16 protein-coding genes and 1 pseudogene are annotated in these 21,368 nt (G+C 61.2%); 14 read left to right on the plus strand and 3 right to left on the minus strand.

The window, feature by feature from the left end; genetic code table 11:
• Positions 1-11: 11 nt before the first annotated feature.
• A complete protein-coding gene (locus JTY93_RS20190; RefSeq protein ID WP_169998904.1) occupies positions 12-875 on the minus strand; it encodes a PHP domain-containing protein in 864 nt (287 codons plus the stop codon).
• A gap of 87 nt (positions 876-962) precedes the next feature.
• Here JTY93_RS20190 and JTY93_RS20195 point away from each other — a divergent pair, with 87 nt between their 5' ends.
• The 7 genes and pseudogenes from JTY93_RS20195 (at position 963) to JTY93_RS20225 (ending at position 6,601) form a co-directional block, all read left to right on the plus strand.
• The gene (locus JTY93_RS20195) at positions 963-1,559 is read left to right on the plus strand and encodes a septation protein A (protein WP_169998902.1); all 597 of its coding nucleotides are present in this window, start codon (positions 963-965) and stop codon (positions 1,557-1,559) included.
• 1 nt (position 1,560) lies between these two features.
• Positions 1,561-1,860: a YciI family protein gene (locus JTY93_RS20200; RefSeq protein WP_169906744.1), complete on the plus strand. Its 300-nt coding sequence runs from the start codon at positions 1,561-1,563 to the stop codon at positions 1,858-1,860.
• 106 nt (positions 1,861-1,966) lie between these two features.
• Entirely contained in the window at positions 1,967-2,374 is a 408-nt protein-coding gene (locus JTY93_RS20205) for an SH3 domain-containing protein (protein WP_070995318.1), read from the plus strand.
• 7 nt (positions 2,375-2,381) lie between these two features.
• Positions 2,382-3,059, plus strand: a complete 678-nt coding sequence (locus JTY93_RS20210) for a response regulator transcription factor (protein WP_169998900.1) — start codon at positions 2,382-2,384, stop codon at positions 3,057-3,059.
• 284 nt (positions 3,060-3,343) lie between these two features.
• Positions 3,344-3,805, plus strand: a complete 462-nt coding sequence (locus JTY93_RS20215; RefSeq protein WP_029296329.1) for an LTXXQ domain protein — start codon at positions 3,344-3,346, stop codon at positions 3,803-3,805.
• 64 nt (positions 3,806-3,869) lie between these two features.
• Positions 3,870-5,213 (plus strand): sensor histidine kinase, encoded by a 1,344-nt coding sequence (locus JTY93_RS20220; protein WP_205477477.1) that lies wholly within the window; start codon positions 3,870-3,872, stop codon positions 5,211-5,213.
• 40 nt (positions 5,214-5,253) lie between these two features.
• Positions 5,254-6,601, plus strand: a pseudogene (locus JTY93_RS20225) (CoA transferase).
• A 302-nt stretch (positions 6,602-6,903) separates the two neighbouring features.
• Here JTY93_RS20225 and arcD (JTY93_RS20230) read toward each other — a convergent pair.
• A complete protein-coding gene (gene arcD / locus JTY93_RS20230; protein WP_205477479.1) occupies positions 6,904-8,331 on the minus strand; it encodes an arginine-ornithine antiporter in 1,428 nt (475 codons plus the stop codon).
• A gap of 449 nt (positions 8,332-8,780) precedes the next feature.
• On the opposite strand from arcD (JTY93_RS20230), the gene arcD (JTY93_RS20235) reads away from it, so the two are divergent.
• From arcD (JTY93_RS20235) to gcsR, 6 genes are all read left to right on the plus strand, one after another.
• Complete coding sequence (gene arcD, locus JTY93_RS20235; protein ID WP_169998892.1) at positions 8,781-10,208, plus strand: arginine-ornithine antiporter; 1,428 nt, start codon at positions 8,781-8,783, stop codon at positions 10,206-10,208.
• Between the two features lie 34 nt (positions 10,209-10,242).
• A complete protein-coding gene (gene arcA, locus JTY93_RS20240; RefSeq protein ID WP_205477480.1) occupies positions 10,243-11,499 on the plus strand; it encodes an arginine deiminase in 1,257 nt (418 codons plus the stop codon).
• An 11-nt stretch (positions 11,500-11,510) separates the two neighbouring features.
• Positions 11,511-12,521: an ornithine carbamoyltransferase gene (locus JTY93_RS20245; protein ID WP_010169901.1), complete on the plus strand. Its 1,011-nt coding sequence runs from the start codon at positions 11,511-11,513 to the stop codon at positions 12,519-12,521.
• 167 nt (positions 12,522-12,688) lie between these two features.
• Positions 12,689-13,618: a carbamate kinase gene (gene arcC, locus JTY93_RS20250; RefSeq protein WP_029296314.1), complete on the plus strand. Its 930-nt coding sequence runs from the start codon at positions 12,689-12,691 to the stop codon at positions 13,616-13,618.
• 61 nt (positions 13,619-13,679) lie between these two features.
• Entirely contained in the window at positions 13,680-14,042 is a 363-nt protein-coding gene (locus JTY93_RS20255; protein ID WP_205477481.1) for a DUF5064 family protein, read from the plus strand.
• A 410-nt stretch (positions 14,043-14,452) separates the two neighbouring features.
• Positions 14,453-15,961 carry a transcriptional regulator GcsR gene (gene gcsR, locus JTY93_RS20260; RefSeq protein ID WP_205477482.1) on the plus strand — a complete coding sequence of 503 codons (1,509 nt, stop codon included), beginning with the start codon at positions 14,453-14,455 and terminating at the stop codon, positions 15,959-15,961.
• A gap of 9 nt (positions 15,962-15,970) precedes the next feature.
• Here gcsR and JTY93_RS20265 read toward each other — a convergent pair whose 3' ends face one another.
• Positions 15,971-20,635 (minus strand): hypothetical protein, encoded by a 4,665-nt coding sequence (locus tag JTY93_RS20265; protein WP_205477483.1) that lies wholly within the window; start codon positions 20,633-20,635, stop codon positions 15,971-15,973.
• A gap of 344 nt (positions 20,636-20,979) precedes the next feature.
• On the opposite strand from JTY93_RS20265, the gene gcvH reads away from it, so the two are divergent.
• Positions 20,980-21,363 (plus strand): glycine cleavage system protein GcvH, encoded by a 384-nt coding sequence (gene gcvH, locus JTY93_RS20270; protein ID WP_169999533.1) that lies wholly within the window; start codon positions 20,980-20,982, stop codon positions 21,361-21,363.
• The last annotated feature ends 5 nt before the right edge of the window (positions 21,364-21,368 follow it).

Raw genomic sequence — 21,368 nt, forward strand, 5'->3', positions numbered from 1 at the left:
TCTCTACCTGTTCAGACGGTGGCGGTAATGGGGTCATGCTTGAATCGCCCCGACAGGAGCGGCAAGTCTTCCGGGACCGGGCGGTATTCGCCGATCTCCGACCAGCCGCCTGGGCCATGGAAATCACTGCCGGCGCTGACCAGCAGCCCAAATTCACGGGCAAGAATCGCCAGGCTGCCAACCTGTTCGGCGGGTTGATGCCCATTGACCACTTCGATGGCGTGGCCACCCGCTTGAATATAGTCGCCTATCAGCTTGCGGCGTTTACTGCGGGTGAAATCATAGTGCCAGGGATGCGCCAGGCTGACCCAGGCACCCGAAGCGCGCAGGGTAGCCACGGTGTCTTCGAGGGTCGGCCAGTGCAACTTGACGTCCCCCAGCTTGCCGGCGCCCAGCCATTTGCGGAACGCTTCGGCGCGATCCTTGACGTAACCTGCGCGCACCATCCAGTCGGCAAAATGCGGACGGGCTGGCGCGTTGCCGCTGTCGCCCAACTCCTGCTGGATGGCACGAGCGCCCTCAAGGGCGTTGGGCATGCCCTTGAGCGCTAGCTTGCGGCTTATTTCTTCGGACCGCAGCCAGCGGCCATCGTGCAAACTGGCAATGGCCGCCACCAATGGCGGGGCCGTGACGTCGAAACCGTAGCCCAATACATGAATGGTCGCGCCGCCCCAGGTGCAGGACAGTTCGACGCCATTGACCAGGTGCATCCCCAGCGCCGTGGCGGCACTGCGCGCCTCGTCCAGGCCTTCAAGGGTGTCATGGTCGGTCAGCGACAGGACTCGCACTCCTTTTTCAAACGCACGCGCAACCAGTACCGCAGGCGCCAGGGCGCCGTCGGAGGCCGTGCTATGGCAGTGCAAATCAACATTCACGGGAGTGTGTAACCTCAAGTCAGCTGGCGCTATCGCAACCAAGGATGTTTGTTATTATGCCGCCACATCCAGCTTCTGGCTCTTACTGTGAAACAATTCATCGACTTCATCCCGCTGTTGCTGTTTTTCATCGTCTTCAAAACCGACCCACGGGTCTTCGATATCGGCGGCCATGAGCTGTCGTTCGGCGGTATCTACAGTGCCACGGCGGTGCTGATCATCAGCTCCCTGGTGGTCTACGGCGCAATCTTCATCTCCCAGCGCAAACTGGAAAAAAGCCAATGGCTGACCCTGGTCGCCTGCCTGGTCTTTGGCGGCCTGACCCTGGCCTTCCACAGCGAAACCTTCCTTAAATGGAAAGCCCCGGTGGTCAACTGGCTGTTCGCCCTGGCCTTTATCGGCAGCCACTTCATTGGCGATCGCCTGTTGATCAAGCGGATCATGGGCCACGCCTTGAGCCTGCCGGAGCCGATCTGGACCCGCCTGAACATTGCCTGGATCCTGTTTTTCCTGTTCTGTGGCGCGGCCAACCTGTTCGTGGCCTTTACCTTCCAGAGCTACTGGGTCGACTTCAAGGTGTTCGGCAGCCTGGGCATGACCGTAGTGTTCCTGGTAGCCCAGGGCATCTACCTGTCGCGCCATCTGCATGACACCGATCCCACCACGCCAAAAACCGAGGACTGACATGCTCTACGCCATCATTGCCACCGACGTCGCCAACTCCCTGGAAAAACGCCTTTCCGTGCGCCCGGCCCACGTGGAGCGCCTCAAGGTGCTGCAGGCCGAAGGGCGCATCGTGCTCGCTGGCCCACACCCGGCAGTCGACAGCAATGACCCGGGAGAAGCCGGCTTCACCGGCAGCCTGATTGTGGCCGAGTTCGCTTCCCTGGCCGATGCCCAGGCCTGGGCCAAGGCCGACCCGTATGTAGCGGCCGGTGTGTATGCCGATGTCGTGATCAAACCCTTCAAGCAAGTCCTGCCTTGATCCGAGCGGTGCTGAACCTATTGAGTTCGGCAAACGCCTAATCGCTCATTATTCTCGGTAACCTGCCGACAACGTTCTGAATATTCGTGTGGAATCAGGAGTTCCGATGCGCTTAAGTCAGTTGTGTCTGTTGGCAGTGTTAACGATCGGGGCTACGGCCCAGGCTGAAGAAACCTCGAACACCGGCAGCTCCACGCCCCTGTCCTTGAGTGCCGGCAGCCAGATCACCGAGTTGCAGCAACGCTTGAAAGAAAGCGAACGCCTGCGCGAAGAACTGAGCAAACAATTGCAAACTGCCGATGCCGCCCGCGAGAGTGCGCAATTGAGCCGCTTGCGCCAGGAGAACCAGCGCCTGGCCCAGCAACTCAAGGACGCACAAGGCAGCACCCTGCCCCGCTGGCTCACCGACCAGCAGCAATGGTTCGTGATTGGCGCAGGAGTTGCGCTGGTTGCCCTGCTGTGCGGTATCTTCGCCAGTGGCGGGCATCGGCGCCGTCGACAATGGCTAAATTGAGTGAGTCATGAGCGAGCTGTTACTGATAGATGATGACCAGGAGCTCTGCGAGCTGCTGACCAGTTGGTTGAGCCAGGAAGGTTTCCAGGTGCGCGCTTGCCATGACGGCGTGAGCGCCCGCAAGGCCCTGGCCGAAGCCGCGCCGGCGGCCGTGGTGCTGGACGTGATGCTGCCCGACGGCAGCGGCCTGGAGTTGCTCAAGCAACTGCGCGCCGACCACCCGGAATTGCCGGTGCTGATGCTCTCGGCACGGGGCGAGCCCCTGGACCGGATCCTCGGCCTGGAACTGGGCGCCGATGATTACCTGGCCAAGCCCTGCGACCCCCGCGAACTGACCGCCCGCCTGCGGGCGGTGTTGCGCCGCAGCCACCCGACGGCTGTATCGACCCAACTGGAACTGGGTGACTTGTGCTTCAGCCCGGTGCGTGGCGTGGTGATCATCGATAATCAGGAACTGACCCTCACCCTGTCCGAAAGCCGTCTGCTGGAAGCCTTGCTGCGCCAGCCAGGCGAACCGCTGGACAAGCAGGAACTGGCGCAGATCGCCCTGGGCCGCAAGCTGACCCTGTATGACCGCAGCCTGGACATGCACGTCAGCAACCTGCGCAAGAAAATCGGCCCGCATGCCGACGGCCGCCCGCGGATCGTTGCACTGCGCAGCCGTGGCTACTACTACACCCCCTGATAAACCTGGCGCCGCGCGCGGCCCCCTTGTAGGAGCTGGCTTGCCTGCGATGGTCGTTAACGATGATGCTGGGTATCTGACACCCAGAGGCATTCTAACTAGCGCCCTCGCAGCGATGCGACGCCCCGACACGCCGGCACCTACAAGCCAGCCCCCCACGTTTTGTAAGCCCCTCACCCAACCCGTCTTTACCCAAGCTTTACCCTCCCCTGACCGCCGCTGACCTTGATCCTCGTAATCTACTCACATCCGGACTCACCGGAACCGAGACAAGGAGAAACACCATGCGCAAGACCCTTATCGCTCTGATGTTCGCCGCAGCCCTGCCTACCGTTGCCATGGCCATGCCAGAAGGCCCAGGCCCGATGGGCGGCCCGGAAGGCCACATGATGGGCGGCCCGGGCCACGGCGGTGAACACGGCATGCGCGGCAAAGGCGGCCCTTTCAGCCAACTGGACCTGACCCGCGAACAGCGCCAGCAGATCGGCAAGTTGATGGGCGAGCAACGTGAAGGCCGCCAACAACTGGTCAAAAAGTACCTGGACAAACTCCCGGCCGCTGAGCAGAAAGCCATGAACGACGAGATGGCCGCCGCCAAGCAGAAAACCCAGGCGGATATCCGCGCCCTGCTCAAGCCTGACCAGCAGAAGAAATTCGACGAAATGGCGAAGAAACGCGCCGAGCGTCAGGCCGAGTGGCAGCAGTTCCAGGCCTGGAAAGCGCAACAACCGCAAAAAGCGCAATAATGCGTTAGCTACCTCCCAGCCCAGTGGCCCGTGCCACTGGGCTTTTCCTGTTTGAGGGTTTCCTGTGCGTTCACTCTTCTGGCGCATCCTTGCCAGTTTTTGGCTGGCTATCGCCCTGGTTGCCGGGCTGTCGATCCTGCTTGGGCATATGCTCAACCAGGATGCCTGGATTCTCAGCCGTCACCCCGGCCTCACTAACCTGGCCGAGGAATGGACCCAGCGCTACGAAACCCAAGGCGAGGATGCGGCCCAGGACCTGTTGCAACAGCGCAAGCGCCAATACCACGTCGATGTGCAAGTACTCAACGAAAGCGGCGACCCGGTGGTGCGTGGCACCTTCCCACGCCGTGCCGCCGCCTTCGAAGCGCGACAGCATGAGAGCCACGAGGGCCGGCTGCCCTGGCGTCGCCTGACGGCCGAATACACCAGCGAGAAGACCGGCGATACCTACCTGCTGATCTACCGCATCGCCCTGCCGGAGCTGGATGCCTGGCACCGCAGCAGCCTGCTCTGGCCATTAAGTGCCCTGGCGATTGCGTTGGTGGTGCTGACCCTGTTCAGCCTGCTGGTGACCCTGTCGATCACCCGTCCCCTGAGCCGCCTGCGCGGTGCGGTCCATGATCTGGGCCAGACCACCTACCAACAAAACAGCCTGGCGCGCCTGGCCGACCGGCGCGATGAGTTTGGCGTGCTGGCCACCGACTTCAACCGCATGGGCGCGCGCCTGCAAAGCCTGATCGGCAGCCAGCGACAACTGCTGCGCGATGTCTCCCACGAACTGCGCTCGCCCCTGGCCCGCCTGCGGATCGCCCTGGCCCTGGCGGAACGGGCCACCCCCGAAGCACGGGAAAAGCTCTGGCCGCGCCTGGCCCTGGAATGTGATCGCCTCGAAGCCCTGATCAGCGAGATTCTGGTACTGGCGCGGGTTGACGCCGACAACGCCAGCGCCGAAGACATCGACCTCAATAGGCTGCTCAGTACCCTGCAAAAGGACGCCCAACTCAGCGCTCCGGACCAGGAGGTCCAGCTTCACGCCGACCCGGCGCTAACACTCAAGGGCTGGCCGCATATGATCGAACGGGCGCTGGATAACCTGTTGCGCAATGCCCAGCGCTTCAACCCGCCCACCCAGCCGATTGAAATGCGCGCCCAGCGTGAGGGTGAGCGCATTGTGATCAGCGTGCGCGACCACGGCCCGGGCGTGGATGCCGAGTGCCTGCAAAAACTGGGCGAGCCGTTTTACCGTGCCCCAGGGCAAACCACCCAAGGTCACGGCCTGGGCCTGGCCATCGCCCGGCGCGCCGCCGAGCGTCACGGCGGCAGCCTGAGCCTGGCCAACCACCCCGAGGGCGGTTTTATCGCCACCCTGGATTTGCCCTTGCAGCCGGGGATTGCAGGCCACCCCTGAAGATCTTCTATGATGGCCCTTCTGTTAAGGAGGGCCCCTGATGACTGATCTGCTCACATCGATCCAACTTGCACTCGATCTACCGCCCGCACCGCTGGCGACCACAGAGGCCGGTGCTCTGCCGTCGGCCTTCGCCGTCACCGAGTTGGCCTGCGCCAGCATGGGTGCGGCGGGTCAGGCGGTGGCCCGCCTGCTTGAACAACAGACCGCGCGCTTGCCCGCCGTCAGCGTCGACCGGCGCCTGGCCTCGTTCTGGTTCTCCAACTCCCTGCGCCCACTGGGCTGGAGCGTTCCGCCGTTGTGGGACCCGATTGCCGGCGACTACGCCTGCGCCGATGGCTGGATTCGCCTGCACACCAACGCCCCACACCATCGCGCAGCCGCCGAGCGCGTCCTCGGACAGGCGACACAGCGAACGGCGATGGCGCTCAAGGTCGCCCGGTGGAACGCTGGCGAGCTTGAGCAAGCGATTGTCGACGAAGCCGGCTGTGCGGCGCAGATGCGTACCTGGCGGCAATGGCAGGTTCATCCCCAAGGGTTGGCGGTCAATCAGGAACCTCTGGTTGCGCGGGAGCGCTTCGACGCGGCCGGTAAAAACCCACTGGCTCGGCAACGTTGCGCGCCCGCTGGCGGGGGTCAAGGTCCTGGACCTGACCCGCGTCCTGGCCGGCCCCGTGGCCAGTCGTTTTCTCGCCGGCCTGGGCGCCGACGTATTGCGCATCGACGCCCCTGACTGGAACGAACCTGGGGTCGTACCGGAAATGACCCTGGGTAAGCGCTGCGCACGCCTTGATCTAAAAAACGCCAACGACCGGAAGTTATTTGAAAACCTGCTCAGGGATGCCGACATTCTGCTTCACGGTTATCGGGCAGATGCGTTGGAACAACTGGGTTACCACGCAACCGCACTGCAGCAGATTGCTCCGGGCCTGATCGACGTCAGCCTCAACGCCTACGGCTGGAGCGGCCCGTGGCGCAATCGCCGGGGCTTCGACAGCCTGGTGCAGATGAGCAGCGGCATCGCCCACGCCGGCATGCAGTGCAAACAAATGGATCAACCCGTGCCGCTGCCGGTACAGGCACTGGACCATGCCACCGGCTACCTGATGGCCGCCAGTGCGATACAGGCCTTTGCCCAGCGCTTGAGCAGCGGGCACGGCGCGTCCGCACGGCTGTCGCTGGCGCGTACCGCGAAGTTGTTGGTCGAAGCGGGACAAGGCAAGCAGCCCGCATTGCGTGAAGAACAGCCCGCTGATCAGGGGTTGCTGGTGGAACAGACGGCCTGGGGGCCGGCACATCGTTTGCTGGCACCGGTCACTATTACCGGGACGCCACTGCAATGGGATTTGCCGGCAGGGGAATTGGGTGCGCATCGGGCACAGTGGTGACGTTGCGATGAGCATAGGTATCTACACAACTTTCAGAAACTGACGAAGTCCCCCGTGGCGAGCGGGCTTGTCGGAACGCCGCATCGCCCGCGCTGGGCTGCGAAGCAGCCCTAAACCTGGCCATCGCGGTTTATCTGAAGAACCGCGGCGGGCTTTTTGGGGCTGCTTCGCAGCCCAGCGCGGGCGATGCGGCGTTCCGACAAGCCCGCTCGCCACAACAGCCCTATCTGCCCGGGTTTAAATTGTGTAGATACCGATGCCGCGATGAGGCCCTCACCTGCACAATCATTCAACCGTCATGCTCACAGGCTCAGCACGCCGCTATACAACCCATACGCCGCCAAGCTCGCCCCGGCGATCACGCAACTGAAAATCCCCTTTTCCAACAAGGTAAACAGCGGCTGGCCCTGCTCGCGCTTGGCCTGGGCAAACAGAATTACCCCCGGCGCATACAGCAGTGCCGACAGCAGCAGGTATTTCAAGCCACCGGCGTACAGCAACCAGACCGCGTACCCCAGGGCAATCACGCCCACCAGCAGGTCTTTGAGCCGCTCGCCATGGGCGCCCTCATAGGTTTCCCCACGTCCGCACAGCAGCACCGCATAGGCCGCCGACCATAAATACGGCACCAGAATCATCGACGAGGCCAGGTAGATCAGCGTGGTGTAGGTGCTGGCGGAAAACAGCGTGATCACCAGGAACAACTGGATCATCACATTGGTCAACCACAACGCATTGACCGGCACACGGTTGGCATTTTCCTTTTTCAGGAAGGCCGGCATGGTCTTGTCATGGGCCGTGGCGTAGAGAATTTCGGCGCACAGCAGGGCCCATGACAACAACGCCCCCAGCAACGACACCGCCAGGCCGATGCTGATCAACATCGCGCCCCAGGGGCCGACGATATGTTCCATCACGCCCGCCAATGACGGGTTCTGCAAGTTGGCCAGGTCGGGCTGGCTCATGATCCCCAGGGATAGCACGTTGACCAGCACCAGCAGGGCTAAAACCCCGACAAATCCAATCACCGTAGCGCGTCCCACGTCTGAGCGTTTTTCTGCGCGCGCGGAGTACACACTGGCGCCTTCGATGCCGATAAACACAAACACGGTGACCAGCATCATGTTGCGCACCTGATCCATCACCCCACCAAATTGCGGGTTGCCCAGGCCCCAGATATCCCGGGTAAAGATGTCTGCCTTGAACGCCACAGCGGCGATCACGATAAACATCAGCAGCGGCACGATCTTGGCCACGGTCGTGACCTGGTTGATAAACGCCGCCTCCTTGATGCCGCGCATCACCAGAAAATGCACGGCCCACAGCAGCAGCGACGCGCAGCCGATCGCCACGGGCGTATTGCCCTGACCGAACACCGGAAAAAAGTAGCCCAAGGTGCTGAACAGCAACACGAAGTAGCCGACATTGCCCATCCAGGCGCTGATCCAGTAACCCCAGGCCGACGAGAAACCCATGTAGTCACCAAAACCGGCCTTGGCATAGGCATACACACCCGAGTCTAGGTTGGGCTTGCGGTTGGCCAGGGTCTGGAACACAAAGGCCAGGGTCAACATACCAATGGCAGTGATGCCCCAACCGATCAGGATCGCTCCCACCTCAGCCCGCGCCGCCATGTTCTGCGGCAACGAGAAGATCCCGCCGCCAATCATCGAGCCCACCACCAACGCCACCAGGGCACTGAGGCGCAGCTTTTGTGCCGGTTGCGACATAGAAACTCCTGCAGATAAAACCGTCTTCGAGCTAACAACCGTGCACTCGGCTAATTTATCGAAAAGATGCAACGTTTATTAGCTATAGCGAATAAAACTGCTCGCCTCATAACTTAATGACATTTCAATTAATCGAGTTTAGGCAAATTTATAATTTAAATACCACTTGTCTTTTTATCCTTGAGGGGTATCTGGCAAAGCCTTTTGAAAAAGTTTGCACATCTGTGAAAAAGGGCTAGCTTCAAACACCCACATCTTGCGCATATCGCATTAATCCAAACGGACAGAAGCTCTGGAACGCGCTTATCCGAGTAATTATACGCCCGTAGCATTTACTCATAAGTCTTTAATTCACAATGGAATGTGCCAATGAAGTGATCTGAGTCAGTTGTTTGAACAGCGCACAGTTTTATTCTGTGATCTCTCTTCTCCTGCATTGGAGTCACACAATGTCTGAATCTCCCGGAAAACTTCGATTAGGCGCCCTTGTGGCTCTTGTTGTGGGCTCAATGATTGGCGGCGGGATCTTCTCGTTGCCGCAAAACATGGCCGCCAGCGCCGATGTCGGTGCGGTATTGATTGGTTGGGTTATTACGGCCGTCGGTATGTTGACCCTGGCCTTTGTATTCCAGACCCTGGCCAACCGCAAACCCGACCTGGACGGCGGTGTATACGCCTACGCCAAGGCCGGTTTTGGCGACTACATGGGTTTCTCGTCGGCCTGGGGTTACTGGATCAGTGCCTGGCTGGGCAACGTCGGCTACTTCGTGCTGCTGTTTAGCACCCTCGGTTACTTCTTCCCCATCTTCGGCGAAGGCAACACCCCGGCAGCGGTGATTGGCGCGTCGGTGCTGTTGTGGGCCGTGCATTTCCTGGTGCTGCGCGGGATCAAGGAAGCAGCGTTCATCAACCTGGTCACCACGGTCGCCAAAGTCGTGCCGCTGGTGCTGTTTGTGTTGATCGCAGTGTTCGCGTTCAAGCTGGACATCTTCACCGCTGATATCTGGGGCCTGAAAAACCCCGACCTGGGCAGCGTGATGAACCAGGTGCGCAACATGATGCTGGTCACCGTCTGGGTGTTTATCGGTATTGAAGGCGCGAGCATCTTCTCGTCCCGTGCCGAAAAACGCTCGGATGTGGGCAAGGCCACCGTCATCGGCTTTATCACCGTGCTGCTGTTCCTGATGCTGGTGAACGTGCTGTCCCTGGGGATCATGACTCAACCGGAACTGGCCAAGCTGCAGAACCCGTCGATGGCGGCCGTGCTGGAGCATGTGGTCGGCCATTGGGGCGCAGTGCTGATCAGCGTCGGCTTGATCATCTCCCTGCTCGGCGCGCTGCTGTCGTGGGTGCTGCTGTGTGCAGAGATCATGTTCGCCGCTGCCAAAGACCACACCATGCCGGAGTTCCTGCGTAAGGAAAACGCCAACCATGTGCCGGTCAACGCCCTGTGGCTGACCAACGCCATGGTGCAGATCTTCCTGGTCATCACCCTGTTCTCCGCCAGTACCTACCTGTCGCTGATCTACCTCGCCACCTCGATGATCCTGGTGCCTTACCTGTGGTCGGCGGCCTACGCACTGTTGCTGGCGGTACGCGGTGAGACCTACGAGGCGGCCCTGGCCGAGCGCAAGAAAGACCTGTTCATCGGCGCCATCGCCCTGATCTACGCGGTCTGGCTGCTGTATGCCGGTGGCACCAAGTACCTGCTGTTGTCCGCCCTGCTCTACGCCCCTGGCGCGATCCTGTTCGCCAAGGCCAAGCGTGAACTGGGCAAACCGATTTTTACCAACGTCGAGAAGCTGATTTTCGCCGCAGTGGTCATTGGCGCCCTGGTGGCGGCCTATGGGCTCTACGACGGCTTCCTGACCCTGTAACACCTGAATCTTTTTGTTCACTGGAGGATCTGTAATGACCACGGAAAAAGTTAAGTACGGCGTACATTCCGAAGCCGGCAAACTGCGCAAAGTCATGGTGTGTTCCCCAGGTCTGGCCCATCAGCGGCTGACCCCCAATAATTGCGACGAACTGCTGTTCGATGACGTGCTCTGGGTTGCCCAGGCCAAGCGTGACCATTTCGACTTCGTCACCAAGATGCGCGAGCGCGATATCGATGTGCTGGAAATGCACAATCTGCTGACCGACATTGTCGCCATCCCTGAAGCGCTGGACTGGATCCTGGAGCGCAAGATCACTGCCGATACGGTTGGCCTGGGACTGGCCGACGAAGTCGGCTCCTGGCTGCGCAGCCTGGAGCCGCGCAAGATCGCCGAGTTCCTGATCGGCGGCGTGTCGGCCGATGACCTGCCGAGCAGCTTTGGTGGCAAAACCATCGAGATGTTCCGCGACTTCCTCGGCCACTCAAGCTTCATTCTGCCGCCGCTGCCCAACACCCAGTTCACCCGCGACACCACCTGCTGGATCTACGGTGGCGTGACGCTCAACCCGATGTACTGGCCAGCGCGACGTCAGGAAACCCTGCTGGCGAGCGCCATCTACAAATTCCACCCCGAGTTCACTAACGCCGACTTCCAGATCTGGTACGGCGACCCTGACCTGCAACACGGTGCTGCCACCCTGGAAGGCGGCGACGTGATGCCGATTGGCAACGGCGTGGTCTTGATCGGCATGGGCGAGCGCTCGTCCCACCAGGCCATCGGCCAACTGGCGCGCAACCTGTTCAAGAACAAAGCCGTGGAAAAGGTGATCGTGGCCGGCCTGCCGAAATCCCGCGCGGCGATGCACCTGGACACCGTGTTCAGCTTCTGCGACCGCGACCTGGTAACCATCTTCCCTGAAGTGGTGAACCAGATCGTGCCCTTCACCCTGCGTCCAGATGAAAGCAAGCCCCACGGCATCGATATCCAACGGGAGAAAACCAACTTCCTCGACACCGTAGCCGCCGCCCTCGGCCTCAAGGCTCTGCGCGTGGTCGAGACCGGCGGCAACAGCTTCGCCGCCGAACGCGAACAGTGGGACGACGGCAACAACGTGGTGGCCGTAGAGCCTGGCGTGGTGATCGGCTATGACCGTAACACCTACACCAACACCCTGCTGCGCAAGGCCGGTGTGGAAGTCATCACCATCAGCGCCGGCGAACTTGGGCGCGGGCGTGGCGGCGGCCACTGCATGACCTGCCCGATCATCCGCGACCCTATCGACTACTAAGGAGATCCATCATGGCTTTCAACATGCGCAACCGCAGCCTGCTGTCGCTGATGCATCACACCACCCGCGAACTGCACTACCTGCTGGACCTGTCCCGCGACCTCAAGCGCGCCAAATACACCGGCACCGAGCGTCCGCACCTGAAGGGCAAAAATATCGCGCTGATCTTCGAAAAAACCTCGACCCGCACCCGTTGCGCGTTCGAAGTCGCGGCCCACGATCAGGGTGCCCACGTCACCTACATCGACCCGGTGTCGTCGCAAATCGGCCACAAGGAAAGCATGAAAGACACCGCCCGCGTCCTGGGCCGGATGTTCGATGCCATCGAGTACCGTGGCTTTGAACAGGAAATCGTCGAAGAGCTGGCCAAGTTCGCCGGTGTCCCGGTGTTCAACGGCCTGACCGCTGAATTCCACCCGACCCAAATGATCGCTGACACCCTGACCATGCGCGAGCACAGCGACAAGCCGCTGCATGACATCAGCTACGCCTACCTGGGCGACGCCCGTTACAACATGGGCAACTCACTGCTGATGATCGGCGCAAAGCTGGGCATGGACGTGCGCATCGGCGCGCCGAAAGCCCTGTGGCCACATGCTGACTTCATCAAGCAATGCCAGGAGTTCGCCGAGGAAAGTGGCGCGCGCATCACCATCACCGAAGACCCGAAAGAGGCGGTGAAAGGCGTCGACTTCATCCACACCGATATCTGGGTGTCCATGGGCGAGCCGGTGGAAGCGTGGGACGAGCGCATCGAGCAACTGCTGCCGTACCAGGTCAACGCCAAGATGATGAAGGCCTCGGGCAACCCTCGGGTGAAATTCATGCACTGCCTGCCGGCGTTCCACAACAGTGAAACCAAGGTCGGCAAGGACATCGCCGCGCGTTATCCGAACCTGGCCAACGGTGTGGAAGTGACCGAAGAGGTGTTTGAGTCCCCGGCCAACATCGCCTTTGAGCAGGCGGAAAACCGCATGCACACCATCAAGGCGATTCTGGTGTCGGCGTTGGCGGATATCTAAACCAACACCGCTCCCACTGTCGAAACACAGTCAATGTGGGAGCGGGCTTGCTCGCGAAGGCTGCGTGTCAGTCGCTGCATCTTTCGCCGATACACCGCTTTCGCGAGCAAACCCGCTCCTACATTTTGTCCTGTGTTCACAAGGCCGAATTCTAGAAGGATTGCATTATGCGTATCGTCGTTGCTCTGGGCGGTAACGCCCTGCTCCGCCGTGGTGAACCCATGACTGCGGACAACCAACGCGCCAATATCCGGGTCGCCACCGAACAGATTGCCAAGATTCATCCCGGCAATGAGCTGGTGATCGCCCACGGTAATGGGCCGCAAGTCGGCCTGCTGTCGCTGCAAGCCGCCGCCTACACCCAGGTTTCCCCCTACCCGCTGGACGTGCTGGGCGCCGAAACCGAAGGCATGATCGGCTACATCATCGAACAGGAACTGGGCAACCTGCTGGACTTTGAAGTGCCTTTCGCCACCCTGCTGACCCAGGTCGAAGTGGACGCCAAGGACCCGGCCTTCCAGAACCCGACCAAACCGATCGGCCCGGTCTACTCCAAGGCCGAAGCCGAAAAACTGGCCGCCGAAAAAGGCTGGGCAATTGCCCCCGATGGCGATAAATATCGCCGGGTCGTGGCCAGCCCACGGCCCAAACGCATCTTTGAAATCCGCCCGATCAAGTGGCTCCTGGAAAAGAGCAGCATCGTGATCTGCGCCGGCGGCGGCGGTATCCCGACCATGTATGACGAGAACGGCAAGCTCAAGGGCATTGAAGCTGTGATCGATAAAGACCTGTGTTCCTCGCTGCTGGCCCAGCAACTGGAAGCCGACTTGCTGGTAATCGCCACCGACGTCAATGCGGCGTTTATCGACTTCGGCAAGCCGACGCAAAAAGCCATCGGCCAGGCGCACCCCGACGACATGGAAAAACTCGGCTTCGCTGCCGGCTCCATGGGGCCCAAAGTCCAGGCCGCCTGTGAGTTCGCCCGCAACACTGGCAAAACCGCAGTGATCGGTTCACTCTCGGACATCGAAGCCATTGTCCAGGGCACCGCCGGCACCCGTATCAGCACGGCAAAACCTGGCATCACCTACTTATAAATACACCCCGGGCGGTTGTTGCAGCCGCCCTTCTCCAATGCCTTGTTAAGGAGAGACGCCTATGGCCATTTTTGAACCCGGTCACTTGCATGTCGAACGCCACGCGCTCAATGCCCAGGATCACAGCTACGACCTGTGCATCGACTATGAAGTCAGCCAGGACCCAAAGGAAGGCAAGGGAATGCTCTTCAAGATGCACGGCTCCGTGCAGGGCAAGGACCTCAAGGAAGAGTTCTTCCTGCCCAAGGACCAGGCCTTCGACTTTGCCCGCCATGCGATGAACATCGCACAGAAATACGGCATGCCGAAAACTGCGGTGCTCAATGGAAGCATGCATAAACAGTACGACCAGATGTTCGAGGATGTGCGCCACCAACTGGATGTAAAACCTGGCGACCCAATCAAGCCAGAGCATCTGGAATAACCTCGACTCCACGGCCAAAACCGATCAAATGTGGGAGCTGGCTTGCCTGCGATAGCCATAGGTATCTACACAACTTTGCCGCAACGCCTAAATCCAGGCAGATAGCGCAGTTGTGGCGAGCGGGCTTGTCGGAACGCCGCATCGCCCGCGCTGGGCTGCGTAGCAGACCTAAACCCGGCCATCGCGGTTTATCTGAAGAAACGTGGAGGGCTTTTTGGGGCTGCTTCGCAGCCCAGCGCGGGCGATGCGGCGTTCCGACAAGCCCGCTCGCCACAGGAGAGCTCGTCAGTTTCTGAAAGTTGTGTAGATACCTATGGCTATCGCAGGCAAGCCAGCTCCCACATTTTTGATCTCCACCCCCGCTCAGGCATACTGGCCACCCTCCGCATTGCAGAATCAAAGTCCACCCCATGCGTATCCACGTCAGCTTCATCGACCGCGTCGGCATCACCCAGGAAGTCCTGGCCCTGCTCGGTGGGCGCAATCTCAACCTGGATGCGGTGGAGATGATCCCGCCCAACGTCTACATCGACGCGCCGACCCTGAGCGTGGAGGTGTTGGAGGAGCTGCGCGACGCGCTGTTCAATGTCCACGGCGTACAAGCGGTGACCGTGGTCGACATCCTTCCCGGCCAGCGCCGTCACCTGCAACTCGACGCCCTGCTGGCGGCCATGACCGATCCGGTACTGGCCCTGGACAGCGCCGGCAAGGTGTTGCTGGCCAACCCGGCGCTGATTGCCCTGTATGGTCGCGAGCCGGCGGGCGAAAGCATCGCCGAACTGTTTGACGATCCGGCGCTGCTCGATACCTTGCTCGAGCATGGCTTTCGCCTGCCCCTGCGCGAGATCAGCGTCAACGGCCAGACCTTGCTGCTGGACGCCACGCCCATCACCGATGCCGGCGCGCTGCTGACCCTATACCCGCCCAACCGGATCGGTGAGCGGCTGTCAGCCCTGCATCATGACCATGCCGAAGGCTTCGATGCGCTGCTGGGCGAATCCGTGGCCATCCGCACCCTCAAGACCCGTGCGCAACGGGTCGCCGCCCTGGATGCCCCGTTGTTGATCCAGGGCGAAACCGGGACCGGTAAAGAGCTGGTGGCCCGCGCCTGCCATGCCATCAGTGCGCGTCATAGCTCGCCATTCCTGGCGCTCAACTGCGCGGCCCTGCCGGAGAACCTCGCCGAAAGCGAGCTGTTCGGCTACGCCCCCGGCGCCTTCACCGGTGCCCAGCGCGGCGGCAAGCCGGGGCTGATGGAGTTGGCCGACCAGGGCACGGTGTTTCTCGATGAGATTGGCGAGATGTCGCCGTACTTGCAGGCCAAGCTGCTGCGCTTTCTCAATGACGGCAGCTTTCGCCGGGTCGGTGGCGACCGTGAGGTCAAGGTCAATGTGCGCATCCTCAGTGCCACCCACCGCGACCTGGAAAAAATGGTCACTGAAGGCACCTTCCGCGAAGACCTGTTCTACCGCCTCAACGTACTGAATGTCGAAGTCCCGCCCCTGCGTGAGCGTGGCCAAGACATCCTGCTGCTGGCCCGCTACTTCATGCAGCAGGCCTGCGCGCAGATCCAGCGCCCGGTCTGTCGCCTGGCGCCGGGCACCTACCCGGCGCTGCTGGGCAATCGCTGGCCGGGCAACGTGCGCCAGTTGCAGAACGTGATCTTCCGCGCCGCCGCCATTTGCGAAAGCAATCTGGTGGACATTGGCGACCTGGACATTGCCGGCACCTCGGTCGCCCGCCAGAGTGACGGCGAGGTCGACAGCCTGGAACAGGCGGTGGAGGGTTTCGAACGCAGCCTGCTGGAAAAGCTCTACGTCAGCTACCCCTCGACCCGCCAACTGGCCAACCGCCTGCAGACGTCCCACACGGCGATCGCCCATCGGCTTCGCAAGTACGGGATCCCCGGCAAACCCTGAGCCACGTGCTCACCAGAAGGTCCGACGCCCGCGCTGCACCACCGCCCCCTTGGCGCTGAAAAACAGGCGCTGGGCCATCGCCCCGCTGATCCGCGAATAGTAGATGGCGATGACATCGCTGTCGGTCTTGTCGGCCAGGCTGCGAAAGCTCATAAAGCGCTGTTCCGGCCGTTTCAAATGACCGGCGCTGTACTCGGCATTCGGGGTCGCGGGCGTGCGGTAATGAAAATGGGCATAGGCCAAGACTCTTCCGTCCTTGTCCTTGACCATATATTCCTGCAGGAAATCATTCGCCCGCTTGAGGGCAATGCGCCCCTCTATCGGCAGGATTTGCACCTCATTTTGGCTTTGCAGATAGGCAATGCCCTCTTCGTCGGGTGCCAGGCGCTTGACCATTTCGATACGGATCAGCCGGCCTTGCTCCAGCAGATTGCGCGAGCCTTGGGCGAGCTCGTCGAGCAACGGCTTCTGGGTTGCCCGAGTACTGTCCTGCCCCGGGGCTTTACGGATCTTTTCGGCCACCGCCTTCATCTTCTCGCTGTGACGCGCCAACCTGGCCTCGACGCTGGCGGGCTGGTTGGCGTTGCGGGCTTCGTTGCGGGCCTGGTCGAGCACAATCGCCTGGCGGTCAAGCAGTTTGCGCGCGTCGCCCAGCAGTTTTTCCAGAGGGCGCACGGCCCGCACGGGCGGTGTACTGGCCTCGGTGAGCGTCTCAAATGTTTCACTGCCCGGTGTCTGGCGAAAGCTCGCCACCACGCTCTGATCGACAGGGTTGATGACGTCGACAATCCCCGCATCCTGCGCCGACGTGGTACCACGGGCCTGCCCCACCAGGTAGCGGTTCTTGCGATCGCGGATCAAGCGTTTGCCGGCGTCCAGCGCGGGCCCCGGCTTACGCGCGGGGGTGCGCTCGCGCTCGCGCAGCAGTGTGGCCAAGGAGTCTCTGACTTCGTGTTCGAGGGCGTTGAGCAGGCGATTCACGCTCTCAATGCTGCCCTCGTAAAGCAGATCAGTTGCCGTGTCGCCATACTCGCGCAGGCGCGCCTGGGTGTTGTCATAGTCAAGCAGCAGCGCGTCATACCCGTCGATGCGCTGCTGCACACTCAGGGGCCCGGGTGCCCGCAAGGTTTTTTGTGACTGGACCGATTGGATCGCCTCATCGACCAACGACCTGATCTGCATGAAGTCGTCATATTCCTCGGGGAGCGGCGGCCGGCGCAGCAGCACGCCACTCAGCGCTTTGAGTTGCACAGACTTCCAGTCCAGCGGCGTCCCGAGCACCGAGGGCGACATCGCGTCGGCACGGGTGGCATACCCTGGCATCTGGGCCAGCCGCGCATGGTTGTTGCGCTCCAGAATGCTCAATTCAATCAGTTTGTCGTTGTAGCCGATGATCTTCTGCGTGGCCTGGAAAAACGTCTGGTGTGCGGCCTGGGCGACGGCGACGTCTTCATTGCTCAGTTGCGCTTGCAACTGGCTGCGGCGCTCACCGGTAAAAGCCTCGGCCGCTCGGCTGGTAATCAGCACCGCCATTTGCAGGCGCAGGTTTTCGACGAGGTCTACAAGTTGCAGAATCTTCTCCTGCTCGAACCTCTCCACCGCTTGGTTAGCGTTGCGTGCGATCAACGCATCCAGCTTGGCGAGCTGTGCCTGGGATTGCTTCTCCAGTTCCACTAAATAGCGGGCGCGACGGTCATGCCGTTCTTGCTCAGTGAAACGCTCCGGTTGGCGTATGTGGGTTTTTAGGTAGCTCTCTTGCGCAGCTGCCACCCGCGTTTCGACCTCCGTCAGGCGCTGGGTCATCGCCTCATAATGACTTTTAAGCATCTGGTTACGCTGCTGGATGCTCGCGCGGCGGCTGGCGGCCGTGGTTTTGGGCTGACCGCCAAGCAGTTGCAGGCCCAGGTCCGGTTTCCATACCCCGTGCGCGTCTTTGCGCAGCCAGGGGCCCTGACGCTGAGGGGCTCGCAGGTCGACAATTCGCCAACGGCCCGCAACCTTTTTGACCCCATACACCTTGCTGTCGAGCAACAGGTAGTCGGCATGGCGGACTGTTCCCTGCGCACGCTGGACCGCGACCTGTCCCCTTACCGGCGTGTCCGGCGAGGTGATCGTGGGAGTTCCCGGCCACCGCTCGCCGCGCCCCGGCGACCAGCGGAAGGTCTCAAGCTGTGCCTGTTGCGCCGGGTCGAGGCGCAAACGCGAGTTGGCCCAGGAGAAATCCATTCCAGTGATATCCGCCAGTGAGCGCTGCCAGGCAAACGTCGACAACGCCTGCTGGGTATGGGTGATTGGCGGGCTCTCGAACTGCGCAATCGAGCCATGGGTGACCGCTCTGGTCTCACTCAAGCGCAAGCGTTCATCGAGGCTGACGACAGGGCTCAACAACAGGCCCGCCAGGCTGCCCATCAACTCGACCAGTGCCGTGGCGCTGTCTTCCTCACTGGCCGTGGCCGGCAACGCCAGCACGGTACGGAAACTGCCAAATACCAGGGACAGCCACCCGGCCACCGCCACCGGGCCCCTGAGCATGGGCAAGAGCGCGTTGAACAACTGCCAGAGGTCATTCTTGAACAGTGTCCAGCGCAACGCCTCGGTAGAGATGGATTGCCTTTCAGCGGTCTGCCAGAGGTTCCTGGCGTTTTCATCAAAGACGGCCTCAAGAAACACCCCTGGCACCGTCTCGTCACTGAGCAAGGCCGGGCTGGAAGCAGGTTGTTCGCTGTACTCGTCACCTTGCAGAAAACGCTGGACATGGGGGCTCAGAAAACCGCCATTGGCAAACAATGCCCGGCTTTTTTCGTCAAGACGTTCGAGTACCACAGCCTGTAAATCGCTGCCCGTGCGGGTGATCGCATCGAGCAACGCCTGGCGACTGGGGAACTGTTGGAGCACGGCCTCGACCTGATCGGGCCGATACAGAATATGGGGGAGTTCACTGTTGTCCCGCGGGCCGATGACAAACAGGTTGCTGGCTTTATGGGCGGCGCCGCCGGCATGGGTCAAAAACGCCAAGGGTCGGCCAACGATGACCGCTTGGCCGATGCTGCGCTTTTGCGGATCGCTCTGCAGCAGGGCCTGCACCACTCGCACGCCTGCGGGGGTAAACCCGTGGCATTGCCGCAGGCGGTTTTCCAGGGCGCGCATCGGCAGTTGCAGCGCCATCTGCTCGACAAACAAACGCCGACGGCGTGCCGCCTCTACCGGGTCTGACACTAACGCGGTCTTGAGTCGCGCCGGATAATGCCGGCCCACATCAACGGTTTCGATGAGCGTTTTCAGGTAGCCCGGCGTGACCCACCCGCCCGGCGCCTCTGGGCGGATCTGCACGCTGGCGTAGGATGTGGCAAAGGGATTTTCCAGCGACCACAGCGTCAAGCTCTTGGTGGTGCGCTGGGTCCAGCCCACGGTTGCGCCTTGGGTGCGTTCAAAGGTCAGTTGGCAATCATCCGGATTGACCGGCACGTGTTGCGGGTAATCCAGGCGCATCTGGCGTTGCAGCGCCTTGCGCGCATACACGTCGATCGGATCGAGCCCGTCGAGGAACGATGCGCCAGCGCTGCGTTTTTGCAGGTACGCCAAGCGCTCAAGCCACTGGCCATAGGTGTATCGATCAGCGCTGTCGGCCGTCTGCAACCACAGGGGCAACTGCTCTTCGTGGGGTTGCTGGACATAATCGGCATCGAACCACACCTGGGGTGCGGTGAGCTGGCTGAACAGGTGCTTGTAGCTGTCGACGCTGCGCAGGGCCTGCCAATTGACCTGTTGCAGGTTACGCAGTTGGCGCTCCAGCAAGGCCTGGGCCTGTGCATCGAACACATCGCCCTGGGGCTCCTTGAGCACCCAACTGACGAGCTGGCCGGGCCTGTAGTTGCTCATATAGCGCGGCAGCAGGGCGCCTAACTCGTCCTGCGTCGTGAGCTTGAGCACACTCATCGCCGGCACATAGACCAGGGTCACCGGCTGCTGCGCCACCTGGCGCTGCAAGACCAACAGCGCCAGCCACTCCCCCGGCCGGCCCTGCTGAGCGGCATAGACTTGATAAATGTGCAGCTCATCCGGCAAGCCCAGCGCCTGGCGATCCGCCAGATAGCCCCAAAGCTGCTGCGGGCCGTCGCCCAAGCCCAGCAACTGCCTGCCCTCCTGCGACGTCAGCGGCGGGTTTTGCCGGGCCGTGAGTAGGCACGCGCGCAATTGCTTGCCCACCGCGCCCCAGCGACTGAGGCCAGGATCATCCGCTACCGGCGCACTCCAGAAACCCACAAGCTGCGCACTGAAGGCATCGAACAATCCAGGGGCCAGGGCGTCGAGCATGCGTGCGATATCGTCGACCGATACCCCAACGGGGGCCGGAATGAGGTCCTGGCTGATGGAACTGACCAGCAATTGGTGAAGGTCTGCGCTGTAGGGCACCTGGGTGTTCATGCGACGCTGGATCAACGCATCCCCCAAGGAGGTGAGCTGCCCATAACTGTCATCCTCCTGGTTTCGCACGCCGAGCCAGGTACTCGTGGCGCGCAGGCCGGCGCCCGCGTGCCCTTCGTCAAGCCAGTCCTGGATCATCGACTCGGCCACCTGCATCAATGTCGGGCGCAGGGCAAACACACGCCCGAGATAGTCGCGGGAGGCATACGCCTGTGAAGTGTCGTGAAGTGCCGCCGTTGGATGGCTCATGTCGCGCGTCCTGCTGATTCGGAGCGGGGAAAGTAAGCTGGCCATGGGCGTGCGAGGCGCTACATAAATCAATGCACCGCGAAACTCTATGTACTGAAAACGCTACAGCGGAACGTTTTCAATACACCGTCGATCGTCCTTCGCCATGCAAGGCTTTGATCCGCATAGGCTTTTTTTCTGCCATCGAAGCGTAGCGATTTCGCTACAGTCGTTAGCAGCGAGCACTCATCAATATTTTTTAAATCTTTGATTTATAACGATAAAAATATATTGGCCGCATTTTTGCTAAGGACTTACCCATTCCAATCCCGTCCACCAGACGATTCTGGCCCTGAGGAGTTTCCATGAGCGAATTGCGTTTTACTGAAGATCACGAATGGCTGCGTGCCGAAGCCGACGGCAGCGTCACCGTGGGTATTACCGCGTTCGCGCAAAACGCCCTGGGTGATGTGGTGTTCGTCCAATTGCCTGAGCTGCAGGCCTACGACCAGGGTGCAGAAGCTTCCACCGTGGAGTCGGTCAAGGCGGCCAGCGGCGTGTACATGCCCCTGACCGGTGAAGTCCTGGAAGTGAACGAAAAGCTCAGCGACAGCCCGGAACTGGTCAACGAAGACCCGATGGGCGAAGGCTGGTTCTTCCGCTTCAAACCAGCTGATGCCGCTGCGGTAGCTAAGCTGTTGGATCAGGATGCGTACGACCGCCTGATTAAAGCCAACGCTGAAGCTTGAGGAGC

The organism is Pseudomonas hygromyciniae (genome assembly GCF_016925675.1).
GTDB lineage: Bacteria > Pseudomonadota > Gammaproteobacteria > Pseudomonadales > Pseudomonadaceae > Aquipseudomonas > Aquipseudomonas hygromyciniae.